Origin of the sequence: Streptomyces sp. TRM68367, assembly GCF_014495685.1 — a bacterium.
Taxonomy (GTDB): Bacteria; Actinomycetota; Actinomycetes; order Streptomycetales; family Streptomycetaceae; genus Streptomyces.
In genome coordinates this window covers 84,323-99,868 of the sequence record NZ_JACTVI010000019.1, presented here as the reverse complement: position 1 = coordinate 99,868, position 15,546 = coordinate 84,323, and the positions used below count along the sequence as shown (strand labels likewise).

11 protein-coding genes and 4 pseudogenes are annotated in these 15,546 nt (G+C 72.6%); 4 read left to right on the top strand and 11 right to left on the bottom strand.

Annotated elements, in window-relative coordinates; genetic code table 11:
* Positions 1–19 precede the first annotated feature (19 nt).
* Positions 20–1,008: pseudogene (locus H8R17_RS15690) on the bottom strand (DUF4349 domain-containing protein).
* Between the two features lie 157 nt (positions 1,009–1,165).
* Here H8R17_RS15690 and hemG point away from each other — a divergent pair.
* Entirely contained in the window at positions 1,166–2,614 is a 1,449-nt protein-coding gene (hemG, locus tag H8R17_RS15685) for a protoporphyrinogen oxidase (RefSeq protein WP_187823797.1), read from the top strand.
* Positions 2,615–2,619: 5 nt separating this feature from the next.
* Positions 2,620–3,351, top strand: coding sequence for a hydrogen peroxide-dependent heme synthase (gene hemQ / locus H8R17_RS15680; RefSeq protein WP_187823796.1), 732 nt, complete (start codon positions 2,620–2,622; stop codon positions 3,349–3,351).
* A 164-nt stretch (positions 3,352–3,515) separates the two neighbouring features.
* Here the strand turns inward: hemQ and H8R17_RS15675 are convergent.
* From H8R17_RS15675 to H8R17_RS15665, 3 genes and pseudogenes are all read right to left on the bottom strand, one after another.
* Positions 3,516–3,864: pseudogene (locus tag H8R17_RS15675) on the bottom strand (TIGR04222 domain-containing membrane protein); the annotation flags it as partial.
* Positions 3,831–4,028: pseudogene (locus H8R17_RS46730) on the bottom strand (alpha/beta hydrolase); the annotation flags it as partial. The pseudogenes H8R17_RS15675 and H8R17_RS46730, both read right to left, overlap by 34 nt.
* Positions 4,029–4,064: 36 nt before the next feature.
* A complete protein-coding gene (locus H8R17_RS15665) occupies positions 4,065–4,412 on the bottom strand; it encodes a VOC family protein (RefSeq protein WP_187823795.1) in 348 nt (115 codons plus the stop codon).
* Between the two features lie 259 nt (positions 4,413–4,671).
* Here H8R17_RS15665 and H8R17_RS15660 point away from each other — a divergent pair, with 259 nt between their 5' ends.
* Both H8R17_RS15660 and H8R17_RS46725 read left to right on the top strand, forming a co-directional pair.
* Entirely contained in the window at positions 4,672–6,231 is a 1,560-nt protein-coding gene (locus H8R17_RS15660) for a DUF692 domain-containing protein (RefSeq protein WP_187823794.1), read from the top strand.
* A 111-nt stretch (positions 6,232–6,342) separates the two neighbouring features.
* A pseudogene (locus H8R17_RS46725) lies at positions 6,343–6,600 on the top strand (sugar O-acetyltransferase); the annotation flags it as partial.
* 42 nt (positions 6,601–6,642) lie between these two features.
* Here H8R17_RS46725 and H8R17_RS15655 read toward each other — a convergent pair.
* The 7 genes from H8R17_RS15655 to H8R17_RS15625 all read right to left on the bottom strand — a co-directional run bounded on the left by H8R17_RS15655 (position 6,643) and on the right by H8R17_RS15625 (position 15,437).
* Positions 6,643–7,623, bottom strand: coding sequence for a phosphotransferase enzyme family protein (locus H8R17_RS15655; protein WP_187823793.1), 981 nt, complete (start codon positions 7,621–7,623; stop codon positions 6,643–6,645).
* Positions 7,624–7,805: 182 nt separating this feature from the next.
* On the bottom strand, positions 7,806–9,266 hold the full coding sequence (locus tag H8R17_RS15650; protein ID WP_187823792.1) for an amino acid permease: 1,461 nt from the start codon (positions 9,264–9,266) through the stop codon (positions 7,806–7,808).
* A 203-nt stretch (positions 9,267–9,469) separates the two neighbouring features.
* Positions 9,470–11,104, bottom strand: a complete 1,635-nt coding sequence (locus H8R17_RS15645) for a CdaR family transcriptional regulator (protein WP_262505267.1) — start codon at positions 11,102–11,104, stop codon at positions 9,470–9,472.
* Positions 11,105–11,122: 18 nt separating this feature from the next.
* Positions 11,123–11,851: a peptidyl-tRNA hydrolase gene (locus tag H8R17_RS15640; protein WP_316959412.1), complete on the bottom strand. Its 729-nt coding sequence runs from the start codon at positions 11,849–11,851 to the stop codon at positions 11,123–11,125.
* Positions 11,852–11,981: 130 nt separating this feature from the next.
* Positions 11,982–12,821, bottom strand: a complete 840-nt coding sequence (locus H8R17_RS15635) for a polysaccharide deacetylase family protein (protein WP_187823790.1) — start codon at positions 12,819–12,821, stop codon at positions 11,982–11,984.
* Between the two features lie 270 nt (positions 12,822–13,091).
* Positions 13,092–14,474: a PhoX family protein gene (locus H8R17_RS15630; RefSeq protein WP_187823789.1), complete on the bottom strand. Its 1,383-nt coding sequence runs from the start codon at positions 14,472–14,474 to the stop codon at positions 13,092–13,094.
* A gap of 99 nt (positions 14,475–14,573) precedes the next feature.
* Positions 14,574–15,437 (bottom strand): slipin family protein, encoded by an 864-nt coding sequence (locus tag H8R17_RS15625; RefSeq protein WP_187823788.1) that lies wholly within the window; start codon positions 15,435–15,437, stop codon positions 14,574–14,576.
* Between the last annotated feature and the right edge of the window lie 109 nt (positions 15,438–15,546).

Sequence of the window (15,546 nt, the reverse complement as noted above, 5' to 3'; positions counted from 1 at the left end):
GCTACGGGGGTCCGGCATTTCAGTCCTGTCCGCCGCCTTCCTCGGGGCTCGTCGGCTCGGGTGCCCGGCGGGCCGTCGGCAGCGGACCCAGCGCCGTCATCGCGCTCGCGGTGGCCGGGCGGCGCGGCAGCCGGGGCCGTACGACCCGCAGCCACAGCAGCACGAGCAGCGCCGTGGCCGCGGCGAACGGCAGCAGCGCGCCGAGGGCCACCGCGAGCCAGCGCAGCATCGTCACGAACGCGTTCCAGCCGCCCGACAGCGCGTCCACGAACCCGGGGTCGTCGTCGCCCTTGGCGGCCTTCTTCACCGGTGTCTCGGACAGGGAGAGGGTGATGGTGGCCAGGCTGGTGCGGTCCTTCAGGGACGCCTGCTGCGCGAGCAGGGCCTCCAGGTCGGCCTGGCGGCGCTCAGTTCGCCCTCCAGGGTCACCACGTCGCTGAGCCGGGTGGCCCGGTCCATCAGCGCGCGGATGCGGGCCAGGCTGGCGCGCTGCGACTTGATCCGGCTGTCCACGTCGACGACCTGGTCGGTGACGTCCTGCGCCTTCGCCGTGCGCTCGATCAGCTTGCCGGCGCCCTGAAGGTCGTTGAGGACCTCGTCGTACGCCCGGGTGGGCACCCGCAGCACGACCCGGGTGTGCTCGCTGCCCTCCTCATCCCGGCGGGTGGTCTCGTCGCTGACGTAGCCGCCCGCGTTCTCGGCGGTGGTGCGGGCCTCGTCGAGGGCCTTCGGGACGTCCTTGACCTGCACGGTCAGGGAGGCGGTGCGGACGATGTGGCTCGCCGGCAGCTTGGCCGGTGCGGTCGTCCGGGAACCGCTCGCGCCGCCGCCCGGGGCGGCCTCCTGCGCGCCGCCCTTCGCATCCGAGCGCGCGGCGACTCCCCGGTCCGCGGTGGTGCCGCTTCCGCCCGAGTCGTCGCTGCCGCTGCAACCGGTGAGCGCGAGGGCCGCGGCCAGCAGAACAGCGGCCATGGCCTGGACGGGCCGTACGGATCGTCGTGCGCGCATGTGGGCATCCTCCCGAGGTCGTGACAACTGACGCTCCTTCGACGCCGGGGTGGTGCGGAACGTTGGCACGGAAGGGTCCCGAAGCGGTCACGGTCGGGACTCGTGAAGAACGGCGGCCCGAGACCGGACTGTCAGTGGGGTCTGAGAGGCTGATGACATGCGCGAAGAGGAATCCCGTGCGGGCACGGGGCATGTCGTCGTCATCGGGGCCGGCATCGCCGGACTGGCCGCGGCGCACCGGCTGCTGGAGCGCGGAGCGCGGGTGACGGTGCTGGAGGCGTCGGACCGCGTCGGCGGCAAGCTGCTGCCCGGCGAGATCGCGGGCGCCGGCGTCGACCTCGGCGCCGAGTCGATGCTGGCGCGCAGACCGGAGGCCGTCGCCCTCGCGCGCGACGTGGGCCTCGGCGAGCGGCTCCAGCCGCCGGCCACGGCGACCGCCTCGATCTGGACCCGCGGCGCGCTGCGCCCCATGCCCAAGGGCCACGTCATGGGCGTGCCCGGCACCGCCTCCGCGCTGGCCGGCGTCCTGACCGACGAGGGGCTCGCCCGGATCGGGCAGGACGCCGACCTGCCCCGCACCGAGGTCGGGGACGACGTCGCGGTCGGCGAGTTCGTGGCGGCGAGGCTGGGCCGCGAGGTCGTCGACCGTCTCGTGGAGCCGCTGCTCGGCGGGGTGTACGCGGGCGACGCGTACCGCATCTCGATGCGCTCGGCGGTCCCGCAGCTCTACCAGGTGGCCAGGACCCACACGTCCCTGACGGAGGGGGTCCGCGAGATCCAGGCGAAGGCCGCCGCCAACCAGCAGACCGGCCCGGTGTTCATGGGCATCGAGGGCGGCGTGGGCCGGCTGCCGCTCGCCGTCGCCGAGTCGGTACGGTCCCGGGGCGGCGAGATCCTCACCCGGACACCGGTGACCGAGCTGTGCCGCGAGCCGCAGGGCGGCTGGCGCGTCACCGCCGGGGACCGCGTCCTGCGCGCCGACGGCGTCGTCGTGGCCGTACCCGCCCCGGCCGCCGCCCGCCTGCTGCGCGCCGAGACCCCGGCCGCCGCCGCCGAGCTGGCCGCCGTCGAGTACGCCTCGATGGCCCTGGTGACCCTCGCCTACCGCCGCACCGAGACCGCCCTCCCCGAGGGCAGCGGTTTCCTCGTGCCGCCCGTCGACGGGCGCACCATCAAGGCGTCCACGTTCTCCTCCCAGAAGTGGGGCTGGGTCACCGAGGAGCGCCCCGACCTCCTCGTCCTGCGCACCTCCGTCGGCCGGTTCGGCGAGAGCGAGATCCTCCGGCGTCACGACGCCGAGCTGGTGGAGGTCTCCCGGCACGACCTCAAGGAGGCGACCGGCCTGACCGCCGCCCCCGTCGAGACCCGCGTCACCCGCTGGGACGACGGACTGCCCCAGTACCCCGTCGGTCATCACGCGCGCGTGGCCCGCATCCGCGACCGCCTCGCCGAACTGCCGGGCCTGGCCGTGTGCGGCGCGCCGTACGACGGCGTCGGCATCCCGGCCTGCATCGCGAGCGCGTACGCCGCCGTGGACAAGATCCAGGACGACCGGGCCGGAGCGCAGGACCCGGTGCGGAGCCCGCAGGCGGAAGCGGGAGAATAAGGACCATGAGTGACGACGCCCCCACCACCGCGCCCGACCGGATCCCGAACAAGGGCAAGCTGGCCAAGGACCTCAACGAGGTCATCCGCTACACCCTCTGGTCCGTCTTCAAGCTGAAGGACGTGCTCCCCGAGGACCGCGCCGGGTACGCCGACGAGGTCCAGGAGCTGTTCGACCAGCTCGCCGCCAAGGACGTCACGATCCGCGGCACGTACGACGTGTCCGGTCTGCGCGCCGACGCCGACCTGATGATCTGGTGGCACGCCGAGACCAGCGACCAGCTCCAGGAGGCGTACAACCTCTTCCGCCGCACGAAGCTGGGCCGCGCGCTCACGCCGGTCTGGTCGAACATGGCGCTGCACCGCCCCGCCGAGTTCAACCGCGCGCACATCCCGGCGTTCCTCGCCGACGAGACGCCCCGCGACTACGTCAGCGTCTACCCGTTCGTGCGCTCGTACGACTGGTACCTGCTGCCGGACGAGGACCGCCGCCGCATGCTCGCCGACCACGGCAAGATGGCCCGCGGCTACCCGGACGTGCGCGCCAACACGGTCGCCTCCTTCTCCCTCGGCGACTACGAGTGGATCCTCGCCTTCGAGGCCGACGACCTCCACCGCATCGTCGACCTCATGCGCCACCTCCGCGGCTCGGAGGCCCGCAGGCACGTCCGCGAGGAGATCCCGTTCTTCACGGGCCGCCGCAAGTCGGTCACCGAATTGGTCGCCGGGCTCGCCTAGCGCCCCGTAAGGGGCGCGGGGCACTGCGCGACCAGCCACAGACAACCCGCAGACGGCAGCCCGGTCCGTCGGCCAGGCCGCGTCGTTGCGCTCCACCGCGACGTACACCGCCCTGGTGTTCTCCGCCGCGGCCGTCGCCTCTGGATGCGCGCCCGCCTGCGTCGCCCGCACCGGGTCGGCGGTGGCCGCGGCGGCCCGCACCGGCGCGATGCGGGACTGTCCCTCGGGCCCGATGGCCGCGATGACCGACCGCTCCACCTCGTCCCGCCCGCGCGGATCGACGACGGTGGCCCAGCCGGTGTGGGCGAGCAGCAGCCGCCGTTGCCGCGCCATCGACACCAGCGTCAGGTCGGCGACGCGGCGCGGTCCGCCGGACAGGAACGCGGCCTCGTACAGCGTCAGACGGTGTTCCCGGCCCGCGGTCGCGCCGTGCGTGTCCACGGTCGCCGCGCGTACGGCGGCCAGGCACAGCCGGGTGCACGCCGTGCCGGCGACGGCCCAGGCCAGCAGCAGGAGGAGCGCAGGCCCACCTTCTCCAGGCCGCCCGGGTCGAGCAGGGTGACCGAGGCGAGGAGGCCCGGCCGACGGTGTGCCTGGTTCAGGGCGAGCCAGCCGCCGTAGGAGATGCCGACGAGGTGGACGCGGTCGAGGCCGAGCCCGGCGAGGGTCTCGTCAAGGACGACGGCGGGCCGGGCGCCCGCCCGGCTGGCGCGTTATGACACGGGATTCTCGATCAGCGTGACCCGGTTGCCGTCGGGGTCGTGGACGGCGGCGAACCGCACCCTCTGCGAGCCCGGTTGCACCGGCCCGGCCTCGATGCCGCGGCCGGCGAGGTCCGACGGCGCTTTGTCCAGGTCGTCCACCGCGAGATTGAGCAACGTCGATCCGGCGTGGTCGGGGGACTGGAACACCTGGACCCAGCCGGACGGGGAGACGTGCCAGTCGGCGAGCCCCGGCATCGGCCGGGTGTCGGCCGGCCTGCCCAGGAGCCGCTCGTACCAGGCCACCGCCTGCTCGATGTCGCGCACCGGGGCAACGGCGAGCACATGCGTGAAGGACATGGTGGGGCCACCTTTCACTGCGACTACGGCCGTACGCCGGTACCGACTCCGTCCGCGCGGACAACTCATCGGTGAACCTCAAATGTTGCTCTGAACGTGCGGGGACGAGGGTTCGCGGGCCGGGGGCGGGGCGATACCCCCGTCACGCCGAGGGGCGGCCCGGTGGAGCCGGGGGAGCTGGGCGGACCGTAGAGCCCCATGGGTCATGCGGGTCATGCGGGTCATGTGAGTCCGAATGGGTCATGCGGAGGAGGGGACGATGGAGCGGCTGGGGACGGGGATCGGGTGGCGGCCGGAGATCGCGGACGCCGTGGAGGGCATGCCGGGGATCGACTGGGTCGAGGCCGTCGCCGAGAACGTGTGTCCCGGGCATCTCCCCGAGTCACTGCGCCGGCTGCGGGAGCGCGGCGTGACGGTCGTACCGCACGGTGTCTCGCTCGGTCTCGGAGGAGCGGAGCGGCTCGACGAGGGGCGGCTGACCGCGCTGGCCGAGCGGGCGCAGGCGCTGGGTTCGCCGCTGGTCACCGAGCACATCGCCTTCGTCCGGGCGGGCGGGCCGATGACCGCCTCGCCGCGTCTTGAGGCCGGTCACCTGCTGCCCGTGCCGCGCACCCGCGACGCCCTCGACGTGCTGTGCGAGAACGTGCGCGTCGCGCAGGCGGCGCTGCCGGTGCCGCTCGCCGTGGAGAACATCGCCGCGCTGATCTCCTGGCCGGGCGAGGAGATGACGGAGGGGCAGTTCCTGTACGAGCTGGCCGACCGGACCGGCGTACGGCTGCTCATCGACGTAGCCAACCTGCACACGAACCATGTCAACCGTGGTGAGGACCCGGCCAAGGCGCTGGCGGAGCTGCCGCTGGAGGCCGTCGCGTACGTTCATGTCGCGGGCGGCTTCGAACGGGACGGCGTCTGGCACGACAGTCACGCCCACCCTGTGCCCGAGCCGGTGCTCGGCATCCTGACCGACCTCGCCTTCCGGGTGGCGCCGCCTGGTGTTCTGCTGGAGCGCGATGAGAACTTCCCTGAACCGGCTGAGCTGGAGGGGGAGTTGGGGGCGATTCGGGGAGCGCTGGAGGAGGGGGCGGTACGGCGGATGTCGGTTGGTGCGGAGCCCTGCGCTGAGGAGCGCCGCGGGTTGACTGCGTCGGCCGGGCCGCGCTTGCCTGTGCCCGGCGTTGCGGCTGGCCGGGGGTGGGTGCGCAGCCCGGCGCCGGCGGGGTGCCTCCCCCACGCTCGAACGGGCTCGCGCGAGGGCACCCCCATCGCCCACCCGTGCCGCCCCAGCGGCACGACTGCCCGCAGCTACGACGGCTGCGTGTGCCGCTCGTCGCGGGACGCGGGCGCCGTGCCGAACGGGCCCGCGCGGAGCAGCCCTGTGGATTCCGAGCGCGGCAGCTCCCTGGAAGCCGCGCGGCAGCGGGTCGCTCTCTCTCAAGCCGCTCTGTTGTCCGCCCTGGTCGCCGGAACGCCCGTGCCCGAGGGGTTCGACCGGGTGCGGCTGGCGGTGCAGGCGCGTGCGCTTGCCGGGAAGCGGGCCGATGTCGTGGCCAAGGTTGCTCCCGAGCTGCCGCAGATTCTCGGTGAGGGTTTCCGGCCGGCCTTTCTCGCCTATGCCAACGGCCACCCCATGACCGGTGGTTACCGGCGCGACGCCCTCGCCTTCGCCGAACATCTGCTGCTCACCGGCCGCCCCGAACAGCCCCGTGTACGGCGCGAGTTGCGTGAGTGGTGGCTGGACCGATCGGGCCCGGCCCCGCGGTCCCGGCGGCCGGTGGTGCGGTGGGCGCGGGCCACTCGGCGGGTGGTCCTGGGCAGGTGAGCGGGGGCGTCGCACCGCCGAGGCCGGGCCCTGCCCGTTACCCGGTCGCCCGGTGGTACCTCGCCTCGCCGTACGCCGGGCGCGCCGTTCCCCGGCATCAGCGAGAAGGGTCCGATCCTGGCGGAGTTGCTCGGCTCGGTCGGTGAGGAGGCCGACGTGCGGCCGCCGTTCCACGTCGACTACGGCAGCAACATCACCATCGCCGAGGACTGTCAGCTCGGCCGGGGCGTGCAACTTCTCACGCCCACACACCCGGTGGAGCCGGAACCGGCGCGACAAGCTCGAAGCAGCAACACCGTCATCGGCGTCGGCGCGGTGGTCACCAGGGACGTGCCCGCCGACGTCGTCGCCGTCACCAACCCCGCCCGGTCCGGACCCTCCAGCCGGACACCCCGCACGGCCACCGGACACTCACCCCACGGTCTCCAGCGCCGCCGTCAACCGCGAGACGGCCGCCAGGTCCGGCACACTGCGCAGGCAGGCGGCGGCCTTGTCGCTCGCGAACGCGCGCTGCGCGTCGGTCACATCCGGATCGACGGCGCACTCGGCCTGCACGTAGATGAAGTTCAGGTCCGTCGCGAAGAGCATGGAGAAGGACTCCGGGCCCTTGACGGCGGACCGGCCCCCCGCGCTCCGGTACGCCCGCATCAGGCGCCGCGCGGCATCCGTGTCCGGCCGGTTGCCGCCGGACCACACGTACACGGCACGCGCCAGCTCCCGCTCCGCCGAGGCCGGCCCGGCGTTGTCCCAGTCGAGGAGGACCGGACCGGCCGGGCCGACCAGCACGTTCTGTGGCTGCAGGTCCAGGTGTGACGTCACCAGGTCGTCGGGCTCGGACGGCGTCACCCACTGCGCCAGCTCCGCCGCTGAGGTGTCGATGAACCGGCCCAGCGCGTCCGCCCACGGCAGACCGGCCTCGCGGACCTTCTGGTGCAGGTCCTTCCAGTCGGCGTCCCGCGGGCACTCCTCGTACCAGGCGCCCGGCGTCCTGCTCGCGCCCTCTCCCGCCCGGTGGAGGAGAGCCATGGTCCGGCCGAACCAGTCCAGGACGGCCGGGTCGGACGCGTCCGCCCTGGTGCCGTCGATCCAGTCGTACAGTTTGACGTACGACTCGCCCGACCCGGTGGCGAGTTGGGAGACGTACGCGCCGTCGCGGTTGGGCATGAGCCGCGGTGACGCGATGCCAAGGTCCTCCGTGGCCGCCCGCAGCGCGGCCTCCCGGCCGACCTGTTCCTCGTCGCAGCCGAAGAGGAGTTCCTTCACCGCCCAGGACGAGCCGTTGCCGGACAGCTTCCAGATCTGGCCCAGGGCGCCGCGGGTGACGGGCGTCATGGTCCACGGCCCGGCGCCCAGCGCGTAGGTCTCCGTGATGAATTCGGCTGCTGCGTGCATACAGGTATCCCTCCGGACGCTGACGACCAAACGCCGACTATAAGTCGGCGGCTGCGGCCGGACGCTGGGAATTTCCTGGCCCCAACGGGACCGGCTCCCCAACGGGACCGGCTCCCCAACGGGACCGGCTCCCCGCCGGAGGGCGGGGAGCCGGAAAAGGGCCGTACGGCGGTCCGCGGTGGCTACCGGGGCGCGCCCGCCGTCTCGGCATCCTTCGCGCGGATCCGCTCGCGGACCAGCGAGACCGCGATCACCAGCACGGCGACGAGGACGGAGAGCAGCACCTGGCTCCGGCCGCCGCCCTCGCTGCCATCGGTGAGCATGTAGAGGAGGACGAACAGGATCATCCCGATCGTCGCCCACGTCAGATACGGGAACAGCCACATCTTGACGACGAGCTTCTCCGGGCTCTCGCGCAGGATGATCCCCCGCATCCGCAGCTGCGAGAAGCAGATGACCAGCCACACGAACAGCGCGACCGCGCCAGAGGAGTTCAGCAGGAACTGGAAGACCGTGTCGGGCCACAGGTAGTTGAAGGCGACCGCCACGAAGCCGAAGGCCACCGAGGCCAGGATCGCGGCCTGCGGAACACCTCGCGTGTTGGTCCGTACGAAGGACTGCGGGGCGTCGCCGCGCTGGCCGAGGGAGAAGGCCATCCGGGAGGCGGTGTAGAGGCCGGAGTTGAGACAGGACAGGACGGCGGTCAGCACGATGAAGTTCATGATCTCGCCGGCGTGCGGGATGCCGATCGTGTCGAGAGCGGCGACGTACGAGCCCTTCTTCTCGATCGCCGGGTCGTTCCACGGCAGCAGCGAGACCACGACGAGGATCGAGCCGACGTAGAAGATGCCGACCCGCCAGATCACGCTCCGGGTGGCCTTGGCGACCGCCCGCCGCGCGTCGGCGGACTCACCGGCGGCGAGGGTGACGATCTCGCTGCCCATGAAGGAGAAGACGACCAGCAGGATGCCGGTGAGGATCGCGCCGGGCCCGTGGGGCAGGAAGCCGCCGTGCTCGGTGAGGTTGCCGAAGCCCGTCGCGGCATGGTCGGAGCCGGGCAGCACCCCGAAGATCGCCAGGACGCCGAGGAGGATGAAGCCCGAGATGGCGACCACCTTGATGCCCGCGAACCAGAACTCGAACTCGCCGAAGGAGCCGACCGAGGCCAGGTTCGTGGCCGTGAGCACCACCATCACGATCAGCGCCCAGGCCCACTGCGGTACGGCCGGCACCCAGCTCTCCAGGATCACCGCACCCGCGGTCGCCTCGACCGCGAGCACGACGACCCAGAAGAACCAATACAGCCAGCCGATCGAGAACCCGGCCCACCGGCCGAGCGCCCGGTCCGCGTAGGCGGAGAAGGAGCCGGAGGTCGGGTTGGCCGCGGCCATCTCGCCCAGCATCCGCATCACGAACACGACCAGGGCGCCGACCAGCACGTACGACACCAGGATGGCGGGCCCGGCGGCTGCGATGCCGGAGGCGGAGCCCACGAACAGACCGGCGCCGATCACCCCGCCGATGGCGATCATGGACAGATGGCGGTTCTTGAGACCGGCCCGCAGACCTGGCTGCTCCGGAGACCGACCATCGGGGGGCTCCGTGGTCGCGAGAGCCAGAGAATCAGGGGGACGTGTTGTCATGTCGACATCCATTGAGTGGTTGGGAGGGCCACGCGGGGGGTGTGGCTGCCTGGATCGCCGGACGGCGTGGGTGGCGGGCGGCGAGCAGACAGCCGGGCAGAAATGGATTTGCGCAAGCGTATGGGGGGCCATGGGGCAACATGTTTGTGAAGTCTTAACAAACCCGTCGTCGATGACTGTCCGACCGGCCAATGCGCACGAAGTCAGCTGGTGGGCGGCAGCCGCAGCTGGAGCATGGCCAGCAGACGCTGATCGGGCCGGCTCAGATCGAGACCGGTCAATTCCTCGGCCCGGCGCATGCGATACCGCAGCGTGTTCGGGTGCACATGCAACTGGGCGGCCGCCGCCCGTACGTCACCCAGGCAGTTCAAGTAGGTCAGCAGGGACTCGGCCAGCCGGCCCTGGTGGCTGCTGTCGTGCTCGACCAGAGCGGTCAGGCGCGGATCCCGTATCTCGGGGTGCTTGGCCAGCAGCGTCAGCATCTCGCTGACCAGCACCTCCGCCTGGATGTCCGGCAGCGCGGCGACCGTGGTGGAAAGGCCCGCGCCCATCATGGCGTCGAGGATGCGGTCCGCCTCCCGGCGCGACTCGGGGACGTCGCCGAGCCCGGGCACCAGACAGCCGACCGAGCCGCGCAGCGGCAGGCCCAGGTGGCGGCGTGCGGCGTCGACGACCTCCTGGCCCCAGCCGCGCAGCGTGGCCGTGTCGATGCTGCGCGGCAGCTGGGGCAGGAGCACGTAGATGCGGGGATCGAGCTGGGTGACCAGTGCGCTGCGGTGCCGGGCGGCGATGTGCACGGAGATGAGGTTGGTGACCTCGGCGTGGGTCAGCTCCGGCGCGGCGACGTCGGCCCCCGCGGTCCCGTACGAGAAGCCGAGGACGGCGGCCGGGCGGCCGGCGTCGAGGCCCAGGTGGGTGGCCAGCGGCTGCGGACCGGTGCTGCCCTCCAGAAGTCCGGCCATCAGGGTCCGGGTGAGGGTCACGTCGTCGGAGAGCTCCCGGCGGCGGCGCACCAGGTGGCGCGCGGCGACCCTGGCGGCACCCACGAGAGCCTGCTCCGAGTGGGCCGACAGCGGCGTCGAGCCCTCCTGCACCCAGACGGTCCCCAGCTGCCGCTCCCCGGACCGGATGGCGACCGCCAGCCGGCGGCGGATCCCCAGCTCCGGGTGGCTGGCGATGGCGATCACCCGGTCGCTGGAGTGCAGGTGCTGGAACACGCCCCACTCGCGCAGCTTCGCCAGATACGCCTCCGGCCCCTGCCAGCCGAGGATGGAACGCCGCCGCAGGTCGTCGATCTCGTCGGAGTCGGTGGAGCGGGAGTAGGCCAGCACCCGGTTGGCGGCGTCCTCGATGCTGACGATGCCGCCCGTGAGGATGGCCGTGGTCTGGGCGAGCGAGAACAGGTCGGTCTCCTCGCCCCCCTCGCCGGGGTGGCCCGGCGGCGCGTCGTCGAGGGCGGCGCGGGCCAGCGCGTTCACCTGCTCCCAGCGTGCCTCGGTGCGCAGGGAGAGCAGGGCGATCCCGGCCTCGCCGGCCATCTCGCCGAGCACGGCGGCCTGGCCGGGACCCTCCAGTTTGACCACGGCCGCCGCAGCTCCGTCCCGCCCGGCGGCCCGCAGCGCCGGACCGGCGGCGCGGCCCCGGGCACCGATGACGAGGACCAGCTCGCCGGGACGGGCGCTCGGCGGGTCCTCGGGGTCGAGCAGGGCGACGCCGCGGATCGCGACGTCCAGCCCGGCGGGCGCGGCCTGCACCTCCACCAGCGAGTCGCCCAGGGCCATCAGCAACTGGCGCAGGCTGATGCTCGCGCTCGGCGGGGACTCCGCGGCCGGATCCATGATCGTTTCCTCTGCTGCTCAGCCGGCCGGTCGCCGAACGCGGTCCACGAGGGCGCCGACCCGGTCGTACCCCTCGACCGCCACGGTCGGCCCGGGGGCGATCTCCGTGAACCCCGCGTCCCGCACCAACGGCACGCCGCTCGTGCTGAGTTCACGCCACTGACCGGGCTCGGCGGTGCGGACCGAGAGGGGATGGCCCGCGTCGCGCCAGGCCCTGCGGGCCTCGGGGGACAGCTCCCACCAGCCCAGTTGGGCGCCGTGGCCCGCCTGGGCCATGGCCTTGCCGGCCGACATCTCGACGCCGGGGTTGAGCCACAGCACCGGCGCTGTGAGGTCCGGCTCCGCCGACGGCTCCGGATCGTCGAGCTCCGTCCCCGACACCTGGAGCCGGGCGAGATCCCTGGGCCAGCCGTCCAGGGGCACGGGCGGAAAGACCCGCACCTCCGCCGACTCCCCGGTCACCGTGATCCCGGGCAACGCCTCCGCCTGCCGCCACTGCGCCCCACGCGCCCGCCGCACGACCTTCCGGATCCGCGCATCCTCCCAGTCCCGCACAGCCTGCGCCCACTCACCATCCCCCATCGACCGCTCATCGCTCAACATCACGAGCACCGCACGAGCAGCCGTCTCCAACGCGTCCGTACGGGACGGTGGAGCGGCCCGCTCGATACGTACGACCAGCGGAAGCACATACTGCGGCGCCAGGTCACGAGCACCGGACTCGGCCAGGAAGGGAGTGTCGTTCACAGAAGACGGGTCACTTTGCACGCCCTCCAGTGTGCCAACCCAACGGGCGCGGGGCTGTATCGATATGCGGCTCCGCCGCGGGGGCGCGACTGGCCACGAACAACCCGCACCCCGCAACGCACCGAACCCTCTACGGCGCAACCCGACCAATCAACTCGGACACCTTCACGAACCGAAACCCCCTGCGCCGCAGCTCCGGCACAACCATCCGCACCGCCCGCTCAGTCACCGGCGCAGCACTCCGCGTACAGTGCAGCACGACCACAGACCCCGGCCGCACCCCTTCCCCCACCTGCCGCGCCACCGCATCGGCATCCGTAGCGAACGCATCCCCACTCACCACGTCCCACTGCACCGCGGTCACCCCGGCCGCCGCGATCGCCTTCAGCGCCCGCCGGTCGTAGCACCCACCCGGGAAACGGAAGTACGGCACCGGATCGGCCACCCCCGCCTTCCGGAAAGCCCCGTACGCGCGCTCCACGTCCGCCCGCATCCGCTCGCCGGACACGGTGGGCAGCCCGTAGCAGTCCCCGGTGAACGCGTAGTGGCTGTAGGAGTGGTTGGCGACCTCGAACAGCGGGTCGCGACCGATCGCACGGGCCTGCTCCGGATACTCCTCGGCCCACCGCCCCGTCATGAACACGGTGGCCGGCACCCGCAGCGCACGCAGCGCCGCGATCAGCCGCGGATTGTCGAACCGCTCACCGGCCGCCGCCCGCGGCCCCTGCCCGGCGGTCATGTCGGCGTCGAAGGTCAGCGCGACGACCTTGCCCGCGCTGCGCGGACCGTGCGAGAACACGGGGGTCAGCCCGGCCGGCCCGGGCGCGAGGGTCGGCGGCCGGGACGGCCCGGCGGAGGTCGGCGCGGCGGGCGCGGGGCGGGCGGTGCGAGGAGCCTCGGCGGTGCCGCAGGCGGCGAGGGCGGCCCCGAGGGCACAGACGGCGGTGACACGACGTACCAGAGTGATCACTGGACGAAGGTATGGGGTGATTCGCAGCTTTTCGCACGAAGGCGCGGCGCCCTCGGCCGCGGAGTCACCCGCACAGCGGCGGAGCGCGTACCAGGAGGTAGTCGCCGCGCCCTGCGGGGACCCGGTGGCGGTCCCCCCGAACCGCCGCCCGTCCCGGTCACGGGTGGTTCGGCCGGAACCGGCCCGAGGGCAGGCAGGGCTCGTGCGGCCGTGCGCTGTCCCGAACCGGGCGGCGCTCCCCGGCCGCCCGGTTCCGTCACGGCCGTACGGCTACCGGCGCCAGGGTCCGGTCACCGCGAACGTCGTCCCCGGGTTGTAGCAGTTGACGTACATCGTGCCGCCGTCGGGTGAGAAGGCGACCCCGGCGAACTCGCCCCACTCCGGCTCGGCCTCGGTGCCGGTGTTCTGGCGGTTGCGGGCCATGGCGTACACCTCGCCGTGCCGGGTGACGCCGAAGACGTGCTGGGCGCCCTCGCCGTCCTCGCAGACCATCAGGCCGCCGCTGGGCGCCAGGCAGATGTTGTCCGGTGACTCGCCGGGCAGTTGGACGTCGGTGTCCGGGCCGAAGACGATCACCAGGGTGAGGCGGCGCGGCTCCGGGTCGTACCGCCAGATCTGCCCGAAGTGGTCCGCCGCCGAACCCTCGTCGCTACGGGCGAAGGACGACACGAAGTACACCGACCGGCCGCCCCAGTAGCAGCCCTCCAGCTTCTGCGCGTGCGTGATGCCCTGCGGGCCGAAGTCCTGGAAGCGGATGGGGGTTTCGGCGGCCTGGGGGTCCGGTACGTCCACCCACTCGATGCCGTCGAAACAGGCGCCCGTGTCCTGGATCGTCGACAGGTCGGGCACACCGGGCACCCGCATCGCCTGGAGCCGGCCGCCCGCGCGCAGCGAACCGAGCCCGCCGAGTGGCTTGTCGGGCAGGAAGCGGTAGAAGAGGCCGAACGGTTTTTCGAAGGCGTCCTCGGTCTCGTAGACCACGCCGCGCTTCGGGTCGACGGCGATCGCCTCGTGCTGGAAGCGGCCCATCGCGGTCAGTGGTACGGCCCCGCTGCGGCGCGGGTCGACCGGGTCCACCTCGAAGATGAAGCCGTGGTCCTTGGTGTAGCCGTTGGCGCCCGCCTTGTCCTCGGTCTCCTCGCAGGTCAGCCAGGTGCCCCACGGGGTGGGCCCGCCCGCGCAGTTGACGGCCGTACCGGCGATGGCGACCCGCTCGGACAGGACGTGGTTGCGTGCGTCCAGCGTCAGCGCCGTACAGCCGCCCCTGCCCGTCGGGTCGTACGTCAGGCCCTCGGCCGTCGGGACGGGGACCCTGCCGTCGGCGCGGTTCTCGTGGTTGCGGACCAGGTGGACGCGGCCGTGTCGGCCGGCGAAGGCAGCCATGCCGTCGTGGTTGGAGGGGACCCGGCCCCCGCCGGAGCGCAGCGGGTCGCCCTCGCGGGAGAGCACGCGGTAGCGGAAACCCTTCGGGAGGTCGAGCAGACCGTTCGGGTCGGGGACCAGGGGGCCGTATCCGGTACGGCCGAGGTCGTGCGCGGCGGCGGTGCCGGCGAAGAGTTCGGACAGGGTTCCGGTGAACGCGATGCCGAGGCCCAGGGCGCCGGACCGGGCGAGGACCTCGCGCCGCGTTGCGGAGCGAACATTTTCTGACATTTCCGGCATGGGGCAGCCTTCCTGCTGGCGGACAGGAACTGTGACCCCGCCGTGTCTATCACCTGGTGCGGGCCTCGGGAACCACGCGCGTAGCGCGCGTCACTTCGGGGCGGCTTGCTCGGCCGGATCCGGAGGGTTCCGCGTCAGGTTCTGTGCCTGCTGCGCCAGCGTCCGGACGGCGGCCTGCTGCTGCTCCGGCGGCAGTTGGTGGGCCCGCTCCAGGAACCGCAGCAGCTCCACCGGGAAGGGCAGGACGAGCGTGGAGTTCTTCTCCGCGGCGACCGCGACGACGGTCTGGAGCAGCCGCAGCTGCAGCGCGGAGGGCGTGTCCGCCATCTGCTGGGCCGCCTCGGCCAGCTTCTTGGAGGCCTGGAGTTCGGCGTCGGCGTTGATGACCCGGGCGCGCCGCTCCCGGTCGGCCTCGGCCTGCCGGGCCATGGACCGCTTCATGGTGTCCGGCAGCGAGACGTCCTTGATCTCCACGCGGTCGATCTGCACGCCCCAGCCCACGGCCGGGCTGTCGATCATCAGCTCCAGGCCCTGGTTGAGCTTCTCCCGGTTGGACAGCAGATCGTCGAGATCGCTCTTGCCGATGATCGAACGCAGGGACGTCTGGGCCATCTGCGAGACCGCGAAGCGGTAGTCCTCGACATTGACGATGGCCGCCGCCGCGTCGACCACCTTGAAGTACACGACCGCGTCGACGCGCACCGTGACGTTGTCCCGGGTGATGCCCTCCTGCGCGGGCACCGGCATCGTCACGATCTGCAGGTTGACCTTCCGCAGCCGGTCCACACCGGGAATGATCAGGGTGAACCCCGGCTGCCGCACGGCGCCGCGCAACCGGCCGAGCCGGAAGACCACCCCGCGTTCGTACTGCTTGACGATCCGCGCCGCCGCGACGACGTAGACGATCCCGGCGCTTCCCGCGGCCACTACCGCGGCAAGCAGCTCCTGGAGCATGGCGACCTCCTCACGCAGAGGTCTTGGGGTGCGTCTGCTTTGTAACGATATGCCCAGCATCCGGCCCGGGGACACGCCCCGGGCCGGACACTATGTGCGGGAAACCGCG

Excerpts from the sequence above, each read along its gene's own strand:
- hemG (WP_187823797.1), top strand. The coding sequence starts at position 1,166 with ATGCGCGAAGAGGAATCCCGTGCGGGCACGGGGCATGTCGTCGTCATC.
- hemQ (WP_187823796.1), top strand. The coding sequence starts at position 2,620 with ATGAGTGACGACGCCCCCACCACCGCGCCCGACCGGATCCCGAACAAG.
- H8R17_RS15665 (WP_187823795.1), bottom strand. The coding sequence starts at position 4,412 with ATGTCCTTCACGCATGTGCTCGCCGTTGCCCCGGTGCGCGACATCGAG.
- H8R17_RS15660 (WP_187823794.1), top strand. The coding sequence starts at position 4,672 with ATGGAGCGGCTGGGGACGGGGATCGGGTGGCGGCCGGAGATCGCGGAC.
- H8R17_RS15655 (WP_187823793.1), bottom strand. The coding sequence starts at position 7,623 with ATGCACGCAGCAGCCGAATTCATCACGGAGACCTACGCGCTGGGCGCC.
- H8R17_RS15650 (WP_187823792.1), bottom strand. The coding sequence starts at position 9,266 with ATGACAACACGTCCCCCTGATTCTCTGGCTCTCGCGACCACGGAGCCC.
- H8R17_RS15645 (WP_262505267.1), bottom strand. The coding sequence starts at position 11,104 with ATGGATCCGGCCGCGGAGTCCCCGCCGAGCGCGAGCATCAGCCTGCGC.
- H8R17_RS15630 (WP_187823789.1), bottom strand. The coding sequence starts at position 14,474 with ATGTCAGAAAATGTTCGCTCCGCAACGCGGCGCGAGGTCCTCGCCCGG.
- H8R17_RS15625 (WP_187823788.1), bottom strand. The coding sequence starts at position 15,437 with ATGCTCCAGGAGCTGCTTGCCGCGGTAGTGGCCGCGGGAAGCGCCGGG.